Genomic DNA, 18,244 nt, shown 5'->3' on the forward strand with positions numbered 1-18,244 from the left:
GAGTGAGTTGAAATGCCCAGACTTTCGCGCAGCCTCGTGACATTGGCCGTTCTGCTGGCTGCAGGAGCCGGGGCGGCCTATCTGACGCGTGATCGCTGGCGCGCCTCAGCTCCGCCATGGTTGCAGGCCTATCTGCCGCCGGCCGAGACAGCCGACCAGAGCAAGCCCGCGCCAGCAAGGGCGGGCGGCGGCCGGCGCGGCCGCCGCGGCAGTTTCGATAGCGGCCCCCTGCCCGTGCTGATCGCTGAAGCCAAGACAGCCGACGTGCCTGTTTATCTCTACGGTGTCGGTACCGTGAAGGCGTACAATACCGTGACGATCACCCCGCAGGTGGGCGGGCAGATCGTCGAAATGCCGTTTCGGGAGGGCCAGGACGTCAAGAAGGGCGACGTGATCGCCCGTATCGACGATTCGACCTACAAGGCCACGCTGGACCAGGCCATTGCCAAGAAAGCCCAGGATCAGGCCCTGCTCGACAATGCCAAGCGCGACCTTCAGCGCTATATGGGCCTGGTCGCCAGCAATTCAGTAACCCGGCAGACGGCCGATACGCAGCGCTCCACCGTGGCGCAATACGAGGCCCAACTCAAATCGGACGATGCGGCCATCGCCAGCGCACAGGCGACCCTGGCCTACACCATCATTACGGCGCCGATCGACGGACGCGCCGGCATCCGCAACGTGGATGTGGGCAATGTCGTCCAGGCTTCCAGCAGCACGGGCCTCGTCACGCTGACGCAGATCAAGCCCATCGCGGTCCTGTTCTCGGTGCCGCAACAGGCCTTGGCCGAGATCGCGCCGGCCGGTGGCAAGGAACCGTTGCAGGTCGAGGCCGTTCGCGGCGACAACAAAATCGTGATCGATACCGGCAAGCTCGAAGTCATCAACAACGAGGTGGATGCCAGCACCGGCACGATTCAGCTCAAGGCGATCTTTCCCAACGCCTCGCTGGGTCTGTGGCCCGGGGCCTTCGTGAATGCCAAGCTCAAGGTGAGGACACTGGCAGGTGTCGTCGTTGCGCCCACTGCGGCGATCCAGCGCGGGCCCAACGGCACTTTCGTCTATGTGCTTGGTGATGACGGTACCGCCAAGATGCGCCCGGTCACCGTCAGCCAGCAAGGCGATGAGCAGGTTGTCGTCGATAGTGGCCTGAAAAACGGCGAGAAGATCATCACCACTGGCTTTGCAAGGCTGAGCGACGGTGCCAAGGTCGAGGTTTCCAAGTCGGGGGCCGTTCCGGCCGAAGACGACGAGGAGGGCCTGGAGGCGCCGGCGCCCGCCGCGCAGCCCGAGAGCGGCGGCAAGGCGGAGGGAGGAGACGGCCAGCCTCAACGCAAAGGGCATCGTCGCCAACAGGGTGGCGGCGCTACGCCTGCGCCAGCACCAGCGCCATGAACGGGGTCTCCGCCCCCTTCATTCTCCGGCCGATCGCCACCTCACTGCTCGGCATCGCCGTGCTGCTGGGCGGTCTGCTCGGCTATTTTGCCTTGCCGATCGCCCCCCTGCCCCAGGTCGATTTCCCGACCATCCAGATCACCACCCAGTTGCCGGGGGCCGAACCGGAAACCATGGCGAAACTGGTGACGGCCCCCCTGGAGCGCAATCTCGGCCAGATCCCGTCGATTGCGACCATGGTTTCGTCGTCGGCTTTCGGCATCAGCCAGATCACGCTGCAGTTCAATCTGGATCGCGACATCGACGGTGCCGCTCAGGACGTGCAGGCGGCCATCAACGCCTCAGCTTCCACCTTGCCCTCAGGCCTGCCCTACCCGCCGAGCTATGCCAAGGTGAACCCGGCCGACACGCCGATCCTGACCCTGGCGCTGCGTTCGAAGACGCAGACCATCCGAAACCTGTCCGACATGGCCGATACCCTGCTGGCTCAGCGCTTCGCCGAGGTCAGCGGCGTCGGCCATGTCGACGTGCAAGGTGGCGTGCGCCCGGCCCTAAGGGTGCAGGTCAATCTTGCCCGGGCCGCGGCTTATGGTCTGGGCCTGGAGGATATAAGGCTCGCCATCACCACCTCCACGGTTGCCGGCGCCAAGGGCTCCCTCAACGGCGCGGCCCAGTCCTACACGATCGCGGCCAATGACCAGATCAGCGCGGCCGATGCTTTCGCCGACGTGGTGATCGCCTACCGCAACAGCGCTCCCGTGCGACTCAAGGACATCGCCGATGTGGTCGAGGGCCTGGAAAACGCACGGGTGGGTGCCTATTACAACGGCCAGCCGGCCGTGGTGATCGACATCATGCGCCAGCCGGGCGCCAATGTGATCGCCACGGTCAACAGCGTGCTGGCGGCATTGCCGGAGCTCCGCCGCAGCCTGCCGGCCGACATCTCGCTCGAAGTCGTCAACGATCGCACGCAAACCATCAAGGCCTCGATCGACGAAGTGGAGATGACCCTGGCTCTCAGCGTCGGCCTGGTGATTCTCGTCGTCTTCGTCTTCCTCAGAACCTTGCGCGCGACCATCATCGCAGGCGTCGCCCTGCCGCTCTCGTTGATCGCGGCTTTTGGCGTCATGTGGTTCTGCGGCTTCAGCCTCGACAATCTCTCGCTGATGGCACTCACCATCGGCGCCGGCTTCGTGGTCGACGACGCCATCGTGATGATCGAGAACATCGTGCGCCATATCGAGGATGGCGAGAATCCGTTCGATGCCGCGCTCAAGGGTGCCAAGGAAATCGGCTTCACCATCATTTCGCTGACGGTATCGCTGATCGCGGTGTTCATTCCGCTCCTGTTCATGACCGGCATCGTCGGACGCATGTTCCGCGAATTCGCCCTGACCCTGACCATCGCCGTGGTCGTTTCGGCCGTGATCTCGCTGACACTGACGCCAATGATGTGCGCGCGCCTGCTCAAATCAGGCCATAGTGAGCGCAAAGGGCTGCTGGACTGGGTCGATCGCGGCTTCGATGCCGTCATCCGCGGTTATCGGGCCAGCCTGGTATGGACCTTGCGCCACGGCTTTTTGATGTTGCTCCTCACGCTTGGCACGCTGGCGACCACGGTCTGGCTTTACATCGCCATGCCCAAGGGCTTCCTGCCCCAGCAGGATACCGGGCTGATCACGGCAGTGATCCAGGCCGAGCCGACGGCCTCCTTCGATGCCATGAAGAAGGCGCAGGCCACCATTGCCGACATTGCCCGCAAGGACCCCGATATCCTCTCCGCCGTGGCCAGCATCGGCGTCTCGGGGAGCAATCTCACCTCCAATACCGGCTCGCTCTCTCTGGTGCTCAAGCCGCGCAACGAGCGCAAGGCAGGCGCCACCGATATCATTCAGCGCCTGCAGGCCGAGACCAACCGGCTGCCGGGCCTGCGCGTGACCTATCAGAGCGTGCAGGACATCCGCATCACCGCGCGAGCCGGCCGCGCGCCCTACCAATATACGCTGACCGGCACCGATGCGAACGACGTCGACCGCTGGGCCGACCAGTTGGCCGCCGAACTCGAACGCTCCGGCGTGATGCGCGACGTCACCTCGGAAGTGCAGAATGGCGGTGCCAGGCTCTTCGTGGATGTCGACCGCGACACCGCATCCCGCCTCGGTGTGTCCATGCAGGACATCTCCAACGCCCTGAACAATGCTTTCGGCCAACGCCAGGTCGCTACCATCTATGCCCAGGCCAACCAATATCGCGTCATCCTGGAGGCGGCGCTCGACGATCAGGTGGGACCGAGCGTGCTCAGCCGGATCTATGTTCCCAGCTCAGCCAGCACCTCCGGGCTTGCCACCACCACCAATCCCACGGCGGGGACAGTCGGCGCCAGCGGTACGGCGACCAACATACCGACCGCATCGGGCGCCGCCGACAATCAGGTGCCCCTGAGCGCCTTCACCAGCATCCGTCACGAGACGGCGCCGCTGGTGGTCGAGCACGACGATCAATTCCCCTCGGCAACCATCAGTTTCGATGTCGCCCACGGAGCCTCGCTCAGCGATGCCGTTGCCGCGATCCGCCAGGCGCAGGCCGCGATCGGCATGCCGGCGTCGATCTCCACCCGTTTCACCGGCGATGCGGCGGAGTTTTCTTCCTCCCTCGCCAACCAGCCCTGGCTGATCCTGGCGGCCGTGATCACCATCTATATCGTGCTGGGCGTGCTCTATGAGAGCGCCATCCATCCGGTGACGATCCTCTCGACCTTGCCATCGGCTGGCGTCGGCGCCTTGCTTGCGCTCGAATATACCGGCCATGAACTGTCCCTCATCGCGCTGATCGGCATCGTGCTCTTGATGGGTATCGTCAAGAAGAACGCCATCATGATGATCGACTTTGCCATCGAGGCGCAGCGCGAACGAGGCATGGATCCGCATGAAGCCATCGTCACCGCTTCGGCCCTGCGCTTCCGGCCTATCATGATGACCACGCTGGCGGCACTGTTCGGCGCCCTGCCGCTGGCGCTCGGCCACGGCATGGGATCGGAACTGCGGATACCGCTCGGCATCACCATCATCGGCGGCCTGCTGCTGAGCCAGTTGCTGACGCTCTACACCACCCCCGTGATCTATCTCGGCTTCGAGCGGCTGCGCGAGCGCTTTGCCCGCAAGCCGCAGGCGATACCGCAGGCATGAACATCTCGGAGCCCTTCATCCGCAGGCCGATCGGCACCATCCTCCTGGCGATGGGGCTGTTGCTGGTGGGGCTCGCCGCCTATCGGCAATTGCCGGTCTCTAGCCTGCCCGCCATCGATCTGCCGACCATCGTGGTAACAGCCAGCCGTCCCGGCGCCGATCCGTCGACCATGGCTGCCAGCGTCGCGGCGCCGCTTGAACGCAAGCTCGGGTCGATTGCCGGCGTGACCGAGATCACGTCGCGCTCGTCCCTGGGCTCGACCCTCATCATCATCCAGTTCGACATCGCCCGCGACGTCGACAGCGCGGCACAGGACGTGCAGGCCGCCATCAATGCCGCGGCATCCGACCTGCCGTCGGATCTGTCCACCGCGCCCTCCTTCCGCAAGTTCAACCCGAATGCCCGTCCGATCCTGATCCTGGCGATGACCTCCGATACGGTTGGCGCCAGCGACATGTTCGATGCCGCCGACAGCGTGATCGTGCAGCGTATTTCGCAGGTCGAGGGTGTCGGCGAAGTCGCCGTCAGCGGCGCGGATCAGCCGGCCATCCGGGTCACGCTCAATCCCGATCGCATTGCGGCCATGGGCCTGTCGATGGAAGCGGTGCGCCAGGCGATCGTGGCGGCCAACGCCATCAGTCCGCTCGGCTCCCTGGACGGCCCCGACATCGTCATGGCGCTCGACACCGGCGGCCAGATGTCGGCGCCGGAGGATTATGCATCCATCATCATCCGTTCGGGCAATGGCACCGCGGTACGCCTGGGCGATATCGCCACCGTGGAGCGCGGCGTTCGCAACCTCAATTCCAGCGCGAGCTATAACGGCAAGCCGGCCATCCTTCTCAACATCACCAAGGAAGCCAATGGCAACGTCATCGAAACCGTCAATGCCATCAAGGCATTATTGCCAGTTCTGAAGGCGCGCATTCCGGCCGGAATCGACATCGACATCCTTACCGACCGCACCACCACGATCCGCGCCAGCGTCGACGACATGCAATGGACGTTGATGGCGTCCGTCATCCTGGTCGTGCTGGTCGTCTTCGTATTTCTTCGCCGCTCGACGCCGGTCCTGGCGGCCGGTGTCACCGTGCCGCTTTCGCTGGCCGCCACCTTCGGGGCGATGTGGCTCGCCGATTTTTCCATCGACAATCTCTCCCTGATGGCGCTGGTCGTCTCGGTCGGTTTCGTCGTCGACGACGCCATCGTCATGGTCGAAAACGTGCATGCCAAGCGTGAGGCCGGCCTGCCGCCCCTGCAGGCCGCGATTGAAGGCGCCCGGCAGATCGGCTTCACCGTGGTGTCGATCAGCCTGTCGCTCCTGGCCGTCTTCATCCCCTTGCTCTTTGCTGGAGGGATTACCGGCAAGTTCCTGTTCGAATTCGCGATGACGCTGGCTTTTGCGGTGATCGCCTCGACCGTGATCTCCCTCACCCTGACACCGATGATCCTGGCCCATCGTGGCCATGAGAGTGTTGGTATGCGACAAAGGCTATTCGATCGCCTGGTCGAGGGAACTCTGCGGCGGGTCGTGAGCCTCTATGGTGCCAGCCTGCGCGGCGTGCTCAATCACGGCTTCCTGACGCTGCTGGTTATCTTCGCCACGGTTTTCGGCACCGGCTGGCTCTACTATGCCTTGCCGAAATCGCTGGTGCCTCAGGATGATGGCGGCTTCATTCAAGGTTTTTCTCAAGCTTCTTCGGATGCATCCTACGACGCCGTGGTGGTCTGGCAACGTCAGGTCGCGGCGATCATTCAACGCAACCCCTATGTCACCGGGGTCGGTTCCTCCATCGGCTCAAGCCCTTTCGGCGGCACCAATTCCGGTCAGCTCAGCATTTCCTTGCTTCCCCCGGACCAGCGTCCTCCCACCGAGGATGTCATCGCGCAATTGCGCAAGAGCGTGCGTACGGTTGCCGGGCTCAACGTGTTCATGTTCTCGCCGCAGGACGTTTCCGCGGGCGGGCGCCAGTCCCAGTCGCAATACCAGTATACGCTATGGTCTGGCGACTCCGACCTCCTGGTCGAATGGGCGCCGAAGGTGATGGAGAGGCTGAAGACCGTGCCGGGATTGACCGATGTCAATTCTGACAGGCAGCGCAACGGCTTGCAGGCCAAACTTGTCATCGATCGCGAGGCGGCCGCGCGTCTCGGGGTGGCCATTACGTCGATCGATAGCGCCCTCAACAATGCTTTTTCGCAACGGCAGATCTCCACGATCTACACCCAGCGCAATCAATATCGCGTGGTGCTCGCCGCATCCCCTGAGCAGAGCCGCGATCCCAGCGACATGACAGGCCTCTACGTGCCCGGCAGGTCGGGCCTGGTGCCGCTCTCGGCGGTTGCTTATGTGGAACGAGGGCTCGCGCCACAGCAGGTCAATCATCAGGGGCAATATCCCGCCATTACCCTCTCCTACAATCTCGCGCCGGGCACCAAGATCCAGGACGCCTCGGATGCCATCGAGGCCGCGGTAGCCGGCATGCACCTTCCCGCCGATATCAGGGGGGAATTTGCCGGCGACGCCAAGCAGGCGGCTCAATCCGGTTCTAGCCAGCCTCTGCTGATCCTGGCGGCCTTGCTGGCCGTCTACATCGTGCTCGGTGTTCTCTATGAAAGCCTGGCGCACCCGCTCACGATTCTCTCGACCCTGCCTTCGGCGGGACTGGGCGGCCTGCTCGCCCTCCATTTCGCCAATATGGAACTGACGATCGTCGCCTTCATCGGCATCATCCTGCTGATCGGTATCGTCAAGAAGAATGGCATCATGCTGGTGGATTTCGCCTTGGAAGCCGAGCGTGAGCGCAATCTGAGCTCCAGTGAGGCCATCTTCGAGGCATGCCTGGTGCGGTTCCGGCCGATCCTGATGACCACGCTCGCCGCTATCTTGGGAGCGCTGCCCCTGATCCTGGCGACCGGCCCCGGCACGGAATTGCGGCGCCCGCTCGGCGTCACCATCGTGGGAGGCTTGATTGTGAGCCAGATCCTCACGCTCTACACCACGCCGGTGATCTATCTCATGCTGTCGCGCCTTCACCGCCGCTGGAGTGTCAAGCCGCAGCGGCCGGGGCAAGCGACCGTGCAGGCGCCAAGCTCCGGTTAGGCGAACAGGGTGGCGAGATCCTTCAGGGTCTCACCGCTGGCGTGAGGAGAAGTGCCCAACCTTTCAGGAGGATGCTTGCCGCGGTTCACCCAGTAGGTGTGATAGCCGAACCAGGTTGCGCCGCTGATATCCCAGCTATTCGACGAGACGAACAGAATGCGCCCGGGCGGCATGCCGAGCCGGTCCGGCCCCAGCTGATAGGCCGCCCTTGCGGTCTTGTAGCAGCCGGCGGCGTCGACACTGAGGACATCGTCGAAGAGGCCGGCGAGCCCAGATGATTGCAATGCAGCCTCCAGCATGGCTGGCGTGCCGTTCGAGAGGATGCCGAGCCGCACCCCTTTGTTCCGAAGATCCAGCAGCGCGGCAGGTACTTCCGGAAAGCTCGGCAAGGACCAGTAGGCGGCCAGCAGGTCGTCCCGCTTTTGCCGGGGCGCGGTCAGGCCAAGCCGCTCGATGGAATAGTCCAATGCATCAGCCGTCACCGTCGCGAAATCCGCATAGTTTCCGCTGATCGTGCGCAGCCATGTGTAGTTGAGTTGCTTGTCCCGCCAGAGCGCGGAGAGCTCGGCGCCGCGGCCAGGAAAGGCCTGTTCTGCCTTCCTTGTGATGAAGCCAAGGTCGAGCAATGTGCCGTAAGCATCGAACAATACGGCTGAAAAAGGAACGAGTATATTCATCGAGGAACTCCTGCAGCAATCTGTCAAGACTCCGGATAGGCGGCCCGCCGCAACGATCATACGGCAACAGGTGAAGCGCCTTTCAAGGTCGCCTCGCGGTGTAGATGGCCGTCATGAAATGCCGCATAACCCTGCCCCCGAACTCCTCGTCGACAATGGCTCCGATGCGGTCGAGGAACGCCTGGCGTTCAATTTTCGGCAGTCGGGCGACGGGAGAAAACGTGGCTGTCAGCCCAAGGATTTGCTGCTTGTTCAAAACAGGCCGCCAGCGCACCTCCTCGGCAATGATGGACTCAAAACCCGCTTGTTCGAGCTCGGCAATACGGTGCTTCCTGTCGAGGCCGAAATGCCCTTTCGGCCCGTCGCCATGCGAGGGACTTTTCTGCAATCGCTCGAACAGCGCGTGCGTGCATTGATGGAACGCGTCGGCTTCATCCGGGTCTCCGAAGATGTTCCACCACATCGCCCAATGCCCGCCGGGACGCAGAAGGTGGAATGCTTTAGCCAGGGCCTGGCCGGGCTCGATCCAGTGGAGGGAGGTTGCGGCAATGCCAAGATCGAAGGAGGCGGCCGGCATAATAGCCTCTTCGAACGTAACAGTCTGCACGTTCAGCCTGTCTGCATGCGCGTTCTGGCTATCGACGAGAAACGCTGCCAGCCTCGCATCCGGCTCGACAGCCGTCACTCGGCAGCCCATGGCGAGCAATGGAACGGTCGCCAGACCGGTTCCTGGCCCAATCTCGAACACGGTCTTGCCCTCACCCACCCTGCAACGGGTCTCGAGGATCTCAAAGATGCGATCGGGATAGTTAGGCCTGAACGCAGCATAGGCGCGCGCATTCTCTCCGAAGAGAGTTCTGCCGGCAGTTCGGGCAATCGTCGCTGGCATGGAGATACCCGTTTTCCTTCCTTTTACCGCATGGTCGGGTGCCGGCCTTTATCCCGCCGTCCTATGGTACCTGCCTGTGCGGAAGATGAATGAATAACCCATCATCTCTGGCGAAATAGCTCGGCTCCGCACTGAAATCCGCTTGTGCGACATCCCGGTGACTGTAAGCTACCTGCCAGTATCAAGAGATCCGGGGAGGATTGGCCGTCAGAATCGAAATTGAGCCGATCAGTATCTTCGACGATGCGTGACGGGCGCGGCGGTTGATGAAGGGATGTGCTTGGGCGAAGTCCAAAGCATATCTCTCAAAAACCAACCTACGATGTCCGCTACCACCTCTCGCGGAAGAAATCACAAAGTATAACGATAATGCGTTGGAGGAACATATGAATGCCGGGGCCTCGTTCGACAAAAGCAAGAACGCGCTAAGCCGTCATCGCAGCGTCTGGGAAATGCGCTCTGAAAGCTGGATCGGCCTCGTCGACGATTTGAGCCGACTGGTAGCCCTCCCCCCGACCATCCCGAACGCCAGTCCCGCCTGACCCATATCAGCGAGCTGATTGCCGCCCTCTCCCCGATCGAAAGCTATTGGGCCTTTCCGGGGGGCCGGGTCTTCGCCGATCTGTGCAACTGGATTGAACGGGGCGAGTTGGCGCGTGCGCATCAAACGGCACGCCGCATCCATCGCGTGCTGGTAGCCCGGACCTATCGGCATGAGGCAAGCTCGCTCGAAGGTGATGGCGAACTGCCCTCGCAGATCGAGACCGAAAGCGAACGTCAGGCACAGTTGTCGCGCCCCTATTTCGAAGTGCTTATCGTCGACGAAATGTCGGCCAGCGAAGAGGCGGCGCTACGCCGGCGCGTTCAGCGCAAGCGCCATGCCGAGGATGAGTTCATCTTCGACATCGTCATCGTGCCCAGTTTCGAAGACGCCCTGATCGCCACGCTGGTGAACTTCAACCTGCAGGCGGTGGTGATCCGCCACGGCTTTCCTTTCCGTTCGATCTACAGCGACGATATGCTGCGCCGCTTCCTCGACGGTGTTCAGGACGGCATCGAAACCATACCCGAATTCGAGCGGGGCCCCTTGCTTGGCCGCCAGATCGCTCGATTGCGTCCGGAGCTCGACCTCTATCTGGTCACGGACATGAAGGTGGAGGATATCGCGGCGACCGCCGGCGAAGTGTTCAAGCGCATCTTCTTCGGCGAAGAGGACCATGTCGAACTCTATGGCGCCATCATGCAGGGAGTCGGAGAGCGCTACCACACCCCCTTCTTTGACGCGCTGCGGGATTATGCCAAGCAGCCGACCGGCGTGTTCCACGCCTTGCCCCTTGCCCGTGGCAAGGCGATCCTCAATTCGAGCTGGATCGGGGACCTCTTGCAATTCTACGGCATGAACCTGTTCATGGCCGAGACGTCGGCGACCTCGGGTGGCCTCGATTCCCTGCTCGATCCGGTCGGTCCCCTCAAGATTGCCCAGGAACATGCCGCGCGGGCCTTCGGCGCCCGCCGTACCTATTTCGCCACCAACGGCACCTCGACTTGCAACAAGATCGTGGTGCAAGCCCTGGTGCGGCCCGACGATATCGTTCTGGTCGATCGCAACTGCCACAAATCGCACCATTACGGCCTGGTGCTGGCGGGGGCACAGGTCGCCTATCTCGACTCCTACCCGCTCGACCAATATTCGATGTATGGCGCCGTGCCGATCCGCCACATCAAGGAAACGCTGCTGAGCTTCAAGCGCGCCGGTACGCTGGACCGGGTGCGCATGGTGCTTTTGACCAACTGCACCTTCGACGGCATCGTCTACGATGTCGAACGCGTGATGCTGGAATGCCTGGCGATCAAGCCGGATCTGGTCTTCTTGTGGGACGAGGCCTGGTTTGCCTTCGCGCGCTGCCATCCGGTCTATCGCCCGCGCACCGCCATGGCCACGGCGGCGCGCCTTACCGAGATGTTCAAGGGTCAGGCCTATGCCAAGCGCTACGAGGAGTTCGCCGCCAGCGTCAATTGGGATGACGAGGAGGCGTTGCTCGAACGGCAGCTGATCCCCGATCCCGACAAGGTGCGCATACGTACCTACGCCACCCACTCGACCCACAAGACCCTGACGGCCTTGCGCCAGGGCTCGATGATCCATGTCTGGGACCAGGATTTCCGGGACAAGGCGGAGGAGGCCTTCCACGAAGCCTATATGACCCATACCTCGACTTCGCCGAACTACCAGATCCTCGCCTCGCTCGATGTCGGCCGGCGGCAGGTGGAGCTCGAGGGCTATGAACTGGTGCAGCGCCAGCTCGAACTGGCGATGAACCTGCGCGACCAGGTGCAGGCGCATCCCCTGCTCAAACGCTATTTTCGCTTCCTGGCGGTCGGCGACCTCGTGCCGCTGCAGCACCGGGAATCCGGCGTCGAGAGCTATTTCAACGAGGAGACGGGCTGGAACAATTTCGAGCTGGCCTGGCGCACCGACGAGTTCGCGCTCGATCCGACCCGGGCGACACTGGCGATCGGCGCCACCGGCCTCGACGGCGACACCTTCAAGAACAAGGAGTTGATGGACAAATACGGCATCCAGATCAACAAGACCTCGCGCAACACGGTCCTGTTCATGACCAATATCGGCTCGACGCGCTCGGCGGTGGCCTATCTGATCGAGGTACTGGTCAAGATCGCGCGCGATCTCGACCGCAGCGCCGCGGACATGAGCAGTATCGAGCGGCGCATCCACGCCAAGAAGGTGCGATCCTTGACGCTCGAACATCCGCCCTTGCCGGATTTCTCCAGCTTCCACCGGGCTTTCCGCGGCGACAATCTCGCCAGCAACACGCAGACCCGCAATGGCGACATCCGCAGCGCCTTCTTCCTGTCCTATGACGACAGCAATTGCGAGTATGTGAACATGATGGAGGCCTCCCGGGCGATCCAGGCGGGACGCGAACTCGTCTCGGCTTTGTTCGTGATCCCCTACCCGCCCGGTTTCCCAATCCTGGTGCCCGGCCAGGTCATCAGCATGGAGATCCTCCAGTTCATGTCAGCCCTCGACGTGCACGAGATCCATGGCTACCGCCCGGATCTCGGCTTCCGCATCTTCAGCGAAGAGGCCCTGGCCCGCACCCAGGAGCGGGCGCTGGCCAAGACCACCGTGATCCAGGCCCAGCAGGAGGCCATGCAGAACTAGAATGGTGAGCCTGGCGCCGGAAGCGTCAGAACAGATTGCCGTAAAGTGGCATGGCAGCAGCACCGAGGGCAGCGACAAGGTCGCTCGGTGCCTGCGCCCGCTCCAACACGATGGGTTTGGGCCGCGCATTCATCTGATAGGCGGCGACTGTGCGGCGCGTGCGCTCGACGAGGCGTCCCAGCACGGATTCGGGCAGCAGCCCGCTCATCAGGACGTTTGAGATGTCGACGATGTTGGACACGCTGGTCAAGGCGCGGCCGAGATCGGTACCCGCCTGCTCGACCCAGCGGCTGAGATCGGGATCGTCGCAAAAGCCCGGTGCGGAAAAATCCAGGGACTCGACATTGGGCTTGCCCAGGAAACGCGCCAGCCCGCGCAACGACACCACGGTTTCCAGGCAACCGCGGGCACCGCAATAGCAGATCTCGCCGTTCGGATAGGTATGGATGTGGCCGATCTCGCCGGCATTGCCGTAGGAGCCGCGTACGGCCCGCCGGTTGAAGATCAGGGCGCCGCCCAGGCCATAGCCGACAAAGGCATAGATATAGCTGGGCAGATGATGGCCGCCGCCGAACCAATATTCCCCAGGCCGGCCGCCGCCCCGTTGATCGCGATGAAGACATCGTGTCCGATCAGGTCAGACAATGCCTTTTCGAAGGGATAGTTGCGCCAGGCGGGGTATTGGCTCGATTGCCCGACTGCCCCCCTGTCGTGATCGACCGGCCCCATGACCGAGACGCCGACGCCAAGCAGCTTTTTGGGGCGCATCGGATGGGCATCGAGGCGGGAGAACAGCGTAGCGAGCAGATGCGTGGACGGTTCGGGTTCCTCGATGCGCAACTGCTCTTTCTCATGCGCGATGATGTTGCCGGCAACATCGACGAGCACGGCCCGGGCAAACTCGTGATCGAAGTGCAGGCCGATCGTGGCGGCGTAACCTGAGATGAGGCGCAATCCACGGATAGGCTGACCCAGGCGTGGACGCCCGGCACGATCCGCCGCCGGTGTGGCTGCAACCTCCGCCACCAGCCCCTCTTCCATCAACGCAGCGACGATCTGGGTGATGGCCGAAGGCGTCAGGCCCGTCTCAGTGGCAAGATGCGTGCGCCCGATCCCGGGCGACTGCCGAATGCCCTCAATGACCAGGCCCCGATTGAGGTCGCCGACCCGCGAGGCATTGTAGCCTCGCGGCCTGCGTCGCCCGGCGGACGATGGGACCGGTCTTTCCCGGTTGGACTCATTCATGACGCGACCAATGCCGACAGGACTTCAGCCCTGCCCAACGAGACATGCCTTGTTTAGACCCTAAAGCGCTTTGCAACTCGGCGGAATCGCCCAGAATCGCAAAGACGCACATGCCAATCCATTGGATTGGCTTGGAAACAATGAACTAGAGCAAAGAGGCGTTTGCGTTCAAGCGCGCTTTGCTCTGGATGTCGCCTCGATGGTCCAGTCCTTTCCATGCCCGAGAAGACGAGCGGGGTCAGCGGGTCAGATAGCCGCCGTCCACGACCAGAACCTCACCGGTGACATAGCTCGAGGCCGGCGCGCACAGGAACAGCACGCAAGCGGCAACTTCGTCGGGCGTCCCAACCCTGGCCATCGGGGTCATATCGCGCCAGATCGGGAACCAGTCGGGGTTTTCGATGCCGCCGCGTGACATGTTGGTATCGATATAGCCGGGCGCAACCGCGTTGATGCGGATGTTCTCGGCGGCGAACTCGCTGGCCAGGCTCTTCGTCATCATGTGAACCGCAGCCTTGGAGGCGTTATAGGCAACCTGGTTCTGCGGCACATTGGAAATGAACCCGGAAATCGAGCCTACATTCACGATCGCGCCGCTGCCTTGCTTGCGCATCGGTACGAGAGCCGCGCGGCAGCCGCGAAAGACGGCATCGACATTGGTGTCCATCACCTGGCGCCAGCGCTCCTCGTCGAAATCGGGGGTATCGCCATGGCTGGCAACGCCGGCATTGTTGACGAGAATGTCGAGCTGGCCCCAGCGTGTGAGAGCCGCATCGACGAGGCGCTGCGGCGCGGCCGGGTCGCGAATGTCGGCCTGGACAAAGGCAACATCATAGCCGGCATCGGCCAGACCCTGCTCGGCCTCCTCGACCTTGCTTCGCCCTGAAATCAGGAGCTTTGCTCCGGCCTCACCCAAGGCGTGTGCGATGGCGAGCCCAATGCCGCGATTGCCCCCGGTGATAAGTGCGGTCTTGCCGTCCAGACGAAATTTCTCGAGCATCGTTTTTCCTATGTAGTGGTGGCTATTTCATCACGCCCTTGGGCGCATGGCCGCTGTTGAGGCAGACGGCCAGGATGAGGATCGTGCCGAAGACGATCTGTTGCGCGAGAGCATTGACCCCGACGAAGGTCATGCCCGTGCGAAACACGGCGATCAGCATGGTTCCCGCCAGCGTTCGCAGAACCCCGCCATTGCCGCCGGTCAGCGAGGTGCCGCCCAGCACGACCGCGGCAATGGCGGGGAGCAGGAATTCGTTGGCGATGGTGGGTGTTCCGCTTGACAGACGAGCCGCGAGCATGACGCCGGACATGGCGGCAAAGGCGCCAGCCAGGGCAAAGACGGCCAATTTGATCCTGACGACACGGATGCCGGAGACGGTTGCGGCGGGTTCGCTGCAGCCGACGGCCTTCATCCTCTTTCCGAAGGGCGTTGCCTGCTCCAGCACAAAGGCCAGGACAAAGATAACGAGACTGACCCAGATTTCGTTGGGCAGGCCGAGCGTGAAGCCAATGATCCAGCTCAGGGCGTCGCCGCGGATTTCGCCGGGGATGCCGATCGCCCGCTGGCCCGAAATCCAAAGAGCCGTTGTCGCCGCTATACCTCCTGTGGCGAGGGTGGCGACGAAGCTGGGAATGCGCAACTTGCCATGCACGAACCCCGAGAGCAGGCCGAACACACTCCCGATGAGGATGGCGGCCGGAATGGCGATCAGGCCGTGTCCCGGCAGTAACAGAGCGAGCACGATGGAGGCGATGGCGGCCACCGATTGCATCGACAGATCGACCGATCCGACATAGATCACGAAGGTCATGCCGAGAGCCATCACGAACAGGGTGGCATTGTCCGCCATCAGGCCGATCAGCGTCATGGGATCGAGAAAGCGTGCGTCGAACGCACCCACGACGAGGATGGCGAGGATCAGGGCGATCCAGGGCAGATAGGGCGCGAGGAAACGCAGGCGTATCATGCTTCACACCATGTGCCGGATGAGGTCGAGCGGTTCAGGCGGCGGAACCGCCATCGTGTCGAAGTGTGCCGTCCGGCGCCCGTCCTTCATCACGATGATGGTGTGAGCGAGCCCAAGCGCCTCCTCCAGGGTGTCGCCGATCAGGATGACCGAACAGCCATTGGCGCAAAGCTCCCGGATCAGGCCGTAGACATCCTCCTTGGCGCCCACATCGAGGCCGCGTGTGGGATGGTCTAGCAGGAAGATGCGAGCACCGGCATTGTACCATTTCGCCAGCACGACCTTCTGCTGATTGCCTCCCGACAAATTGGCGCAAAGCGTATCGCCGCTCGGCGTCTTGATCCGCATGCGGTCGATGAGGCTGCGCGTTGCGCGGCCGATCTCGCCGAATTTCAAGATACCGAAGCGGCTCATGCCCCTGAGATGAGCGAGGCTGATGTTCTCCTCGACCGACATTTCCTCGACGATGCCCTCGAACTTGCGCTCGCGCGGGACATAGCCGAGCCCCAGGGACACCGCCTGGCTGGGGGAGACGAAACGCAGATTGCGTCCGCGATAATGGGCACTGCCGAGATGAATCTTCTCCAGTCCGAACAGGCTGCGGATCAGGGCCTCGCTGCCGGCCCCCTCGGTGCCGACCAGAGCGAGGACCTCCCCGACATGAAGGTCGAGATCAATGTCGGCATAGGCCCGCGCACGTGCCAGCCCCCTGGCCCGCAGGGCTATTTCCGTCTGGAACGGCGCCCGCCCGTCCTCCTTGTAGTAGGAGCCCGTGGCAGCGCGCCCGACCATGAGGTGGTGGATGCGTTCCGGGCTCGCCTCGTCCTTGGTCATCTGGCTGACGGTGACGCCGTCCTTGAGAACATAGATCCGGTCGGAAATGTCGATGACCTCGTCGAGCCGATGCGAGACGAAGATGATGCCGGCCCGCTGCTTCAACTTGCGGATGACATTGAAAAGGATGTCGATCTCCGCCTGTTCCAGCACGGAAGTCGGCTCGTCGAGCAGGATGCACAGGCTTCCCTCAACCGCCTCCTCCAGGGTCAGCACCTTGGCGAGCTCAACCATCTGGCGCTGCACGAAGCTGAGTTCCGAGGTGACGGTCAGGGGATCGACGTCCAGGCCGACCTTGGCGAGTTGGCGTGTGGCGGCTGCGGCCATGCGTCGCCAGTCGATGCGGCCGAAACGGACGAACGGGGTTTCGTTGCCCAGGAAGATGTTCTCCGCCACCGATAAATTGGTGATCAGGGACTGCTCCTGGAACACCATGCCGATGCCCCGGGCAGCAGCGTCCTTCGGGCCGGCGATCGCCGTCACCTTGTCGTGAATGCGGATCTCGCCCGCATCGGGTTGGTTGATGCCGTTGAGCACCTTCATCAGCGTCGATTTACCGGCCCCGTTCTCGCCGACCAGGCCGACGACCTCGCCGGCCTTCACGGTGATCGAGACATTCTTGAGGGCCTCGACCTTGCCGAAGCGCTTGGTGATGCCGATAAGTTCGAGCATGGCTTCGGCCCTCACTTCACCACGGAGAGCGCGCGCAGGGGCGTATTCAAGAGGACTGCCCCGATGATCACCACGCCGAGCACACCCTGCTGCACGAAGGTCGGCAGGCCGACGATGATCATGCCATTGTTGAGCACCATCACGATCAAGACGCCGACAAGCGTATTGAATACCCCACCCTTGCCGCCGGTCAGCGCGGTTCCGCCCACCACGACTGCACTGACCGCCGTGAAAAGTTGGCCGCTGCCGATCACGGCGCTGCCGGCCCCGAGCCGCGCGCAGGCCAGGACGGCCCCGACACCGAAGAAGACGCCGGCCAAGGTGAAGGCCAGGATGCGAACCCGTCCCGCATTGACGCCGGAAGCTCTGGCAAGGTCCTCGCCACCTCCCAAAGCCATGATATGGCGGCCAAGACGCGTATGATCCTGCACATACCAGGCGATGAGCAGCATGACGGCGGCGATATAGACGGCCAGGGGAATACCACCCAGACGGAAGAGCGCCAAGGCGCGGATCGATGGGTCGAGGATCTGCACCCTCTCGCCGCCGAGCAGGACCGTGGCCAGGCCCGTGCCGACGAAGCCCATGCCGAGGCTGACCATGAAGGACGGCACCTTCATCACCACATGGATGACCCCGAGGATGCAGCCGAAGGCCGCCGCTGTCGCGAGCGCCATGGGCAGTGCCAACAGGCCGAGATTGAAACCGGTGCCGGTGGAATTGGCCACGAAGGCGCAAAGGGCCGCGGCCGTCACGGCCATCGATCCCTCGATGGACAGGTCAATCGATCCCATCAGGATGATGAAGGTCACACCCAGGGCGAGCGTCAGGGGCGCTGCCGCCGATGCGGTCACCCGAATGAGATTGCCGAGCGTGAGAAACTGCGCATCCAGCAGCGAGATGCCAAGGCATAGGCCGAGCAGGACGAGGACAGGCGCGGCACGCGCAAGGGATTGTCTGGAAATCGCCATTTCGACTGTCTTTGTTCGAGAGTTCCGCTCTGCCCCTGCAAGAGGGGCGATGCGCGAACACTAGCGAGGAAAAGTTGGGAGGGACTTTGCCTTGCCTGTCGCGCATCGCCGACGGGCG

At 62.9% G+C, this 18,244-nt stretch carries 13 protein-coding genes; 5 read left to right on the forward strand and 8 right to left on the reverse strand.

The genetic code is table 11. The features are described 5' to 3' along the window. Positions 1-12: 12 nt before the first annotated feature. The 3 genes from ACR9ZN_RS10780 to ACR9ZN_RS10790 are packed head-to-tail and all read left to right on the forward strand — an operon-like array spanning position 13 to position 7,684. Positions 13-1,395: an efflux RND transporter periplasmic adaptor subunit gene (locus tag ACR9ZN_RS10780; protein ID WP_481272200.1), complete on the forward strand. Its 1,383-nt coding sequence runs from the start codon at positions 13-15 to the stop codon at positions 1,393-1,395. Continuing rightward, entirely contained in the window at positions 1,392-4,580 is a 3,189-nt protein-coding gene (locus tag ACR9ZN_RS10785) for an efflux RND transporter permease subunit (protein ID WP_441771741.1), read from the forward strand. The genes ACR9ZN_RS10780 and ACR9ZN_RS10785 overlap by 4 nt, the downstream gene beginning before the upstream one ends. Beyond that, on the forward strand, positions 4,577-7,684 hold the full coding sequence (locus tag ACR9ZN_RS10790; RefSeq protein ID WP_481272201.1) for an efflux RND transporter permease subunit: 3,108 nt from the start codon (positions 4,577-4,579) through the stop codon (positions 7,682-7,684). Before ACR9ZN_RS10785 ends, ACR9ZN_RS10790 begins: the two co-directional genes overlap by 4 nt. Here ACR9ZN_RS10790 and ACR9ZN_RS10795 read toward each other — a convergent pair. Both ACR9ZN_RS10795 and ACR9ZN_RS10800 read right to left on the reverse strand, forming a co-directional pair. Beyond that, positions 7,681-8,331, reverse strand: a complete 651-nt coding sequence (locus ACR9ZN_RS10795) for a haloacid dehalogenase type II (protein ID WP_481272202.1) — start codon at positions 8,329-8,331, stop codon at positions 7,681-7,683. The two genes, ACR9ZN_RS10790 and ACR9ZN_RS10795, sit on opposite strands and share 4 nt — an antisense overlap. A gap of 112 nt (positions 8,332-8,443) precedes the next feature. After that, the gene (locus ACR9ZN_RS10800) at positions 8,444-9,250 is read right to left on the reverse strand and encodes a class I SAM-dependent methyltransferase (RefSeq protein ID WP_481272203.1); all 807 of its coding nucleotides are present in this window, start codon (positions 9,248-9,250) and stop codon (positions 8,444-8,446) included. 386 nt (positions 9,251-9,636) lie between these two features. On the opposite strand from ACR9ZN_RS10800, the gene ACR9ZN_RS10805 reads away from it, so the two are divergent. Both ACR9ZN_RS10805 and ACR9ZN_RS10810 read left to right on the forward strand, forming a co-directional pair. Continuing rightward, positions 9,637-9,792, forward strand: a complete 156-nt coding sequence (locus ACR9ZN_RS10805) for a hypothetical protein (RefSeq protein ID WP_481272204.1) — start codon at positions 9,637-9,639, stop codon at positions 9,790-9,792. A gap of 107 nt (positions 9,793-9,899) precedes the next feature. Then, on the forward strand, positions 9,900-12,437 hold the full coding sequence (locus ACR9ZN_RS10810) for an aminotransferase class I/II-fold pyridoxal phosphate-dependent enzyme (protein WP_481272205.1): 2,538 nt from the start codon (positions 9,900-9,902) through the stop codon (positions 12,435-12,437). Positions 12,438-12,462: 25 nt separating this feature from the next. On the opposite strand, the gene ACR9ZN_RS10815 is transcribed toward ACR9ZN_RS10810, so the two are convergent. From ACR9ZN_RS10815 to ACR9ZN_RS10840, 6 genes are all read right to left on the reverse strand, one after another. Then, positions 12,463-12,993 carry an ROK family protein gene (locus ACR9ZN_RS10815; protein ID WP_481274341.1) on the reverse strand — a complete coding sequence of 177 codons (531 nt, stop codon included), beginning with the start codon at positions 12,991-12,993 and terminating at the stop codon, positions 12,463-12,465. Further along, positions 12,942-13,682, reverse strand: a complete 741-nt coding sequence (locus tag ACR9ZN_RS10820) for an ROK family transcriptional regulator (protein ID WP_481272206.1) — start codon at positions 13,680-13,682, stop codon at positions 12,942-12,944. The genes ACR9ZN_RS10815 and ACR9ZN_RS10820 overlap by 52 nt, the downstream gene beginning before the upstream one ends. A 238-nt stretch (positions 13,683-13,920) precedes the next feature. Beyond that, on the reverse strand, positions 13,921-14,682 hold the full coding sequence (locus tag ACR9ZN_RS10825) for an SDR family NAD(P)-dependent oxidoreductase (protein ID WP_434956470.1): 762 nt from the start codon (positions 14,680-14,682) through the stop codon (positions 13,921-13,923). A 22-nt stretch (positions 14,683-14,704) separates the two neighbouring features. Next, positions 14,705-15,649, reverse strand: coding sequence for an ABC transporter permease (locus ACR9ZN_RS10830; protein WP_481272207.1), 945 nt, complete (start codon positions 15,647-15,649; stop codon positions 14,705-14,707). A gap of 3 nt (positions 15,650-15,652) precedes the next feature. Continuing rightward, positions 15,653-17,155 carry a sugar ABC transporter ATP-binding protein gene (locus ACR9ZN_RS10835; protein ID WP_481272208.1) on the reverse strand — a complete coding sequence of 501 codons (1,503 nt, stop codon included), beginning with the start codon at positions 17,153-17,155 and terminating at the stop codon, positions 15,653-15,655. Positions 17,156-17,166: 11 nt separating this feature from the next. Then, the gene (locus tag ACR9ZN_RS10840) at positions 17,167-18,126 is read right to left on the reverse strand and encodes an ABC transporter permease (protein WP_481272209.1); all 960 of its coding nucleotides are present in this window, start codon (positions 18,124-18,126) and stop codon (positions 17,167-17,169) included. Positions 18,127-18,244: the final 118 nt, after the last annotated feature.

This window comes from Labrys sp. HAY1-8F, assembly GCF_056754975.1.

Excerpts from the sequence above, each read along its gene's own strand:
- ACR9ZN_RS10780 (WP_481272200.1), top strand. The coding sequence starts at position 13 with ATGCCCAGACTTTCGCGCAGCCTCGTGACATTGGCCGTTCTGCTGGCT.
- ACR9ZN_RS10785 (WP_441771741.1), top strand. The coding sequence starts at position 1,392 with ATGAACGGGGTCTCCGCCCCCTTCATTCTCCGGCCGATCGCCACCTCA.
- ACR9ZN_RS10790 (WP_481272201.1), top strand. The coding sequence starts at position 4,577 with ATGAACATCTCGGAGCCCTTCATCCGCAGGCCGATCGGCACCATCCTC.
- ACR9ZN_RS10800 (WP_481272203.1), bottom strand. The coding sequence starts at position 9,250 with ATGCCAGCGACGATTGCCCGAACTGCCGGCAGAACTCTCTTCGGAGAG.
- ACR9ZN_RS10805 (WP_481272204.1), top strand. The coding sequence starts at position 9,637 with ATGAATGCCGGGGCCTCGTTCGACAAAAGCAAGAACGCGCTAAGCCGT.
- ACR9ZN_RS10820 (WP_481272206.1), bottom strand. The coding sequence starts at position 13,682 with ATGAATGAGTCCAACCGGGAAAGACCGGTCCCATCGTCCGCCGGGCGA.
- ACR9ZN_RS10825 (WP_434956470.1), bottom strand. The coding sequence starts at position 14,682 with ATGCTCGAGAAATTTCGTCTGGACGGCAAGACCGCACTTATCACCGGG.
- ACR9ZN_RS10830 (WP_481272207.1), bottom strand. The coding sequence starts at position 15,649 with ATGATACGCCTGCGTTTCCTCGCGCCCTATCTGCCCTGGATCGCCCTG.
- ACR9ZN_RS10835 (WP_481272208.1), bottom strand. The coding sequence starts at position 17,155 with ATGCTCGAACTTATCGGCATCACCAAGCGCTTCGGCAAGGTCGAGGCC.
- ACR9ZN_RS10840 (WP_481272209.1), bottom strand. The coding sequence starts at position 18,126 with ATGGCGATTTCCAGACAATCCCTTGCGCGTGCCGCGCCTGTCCTCGTC.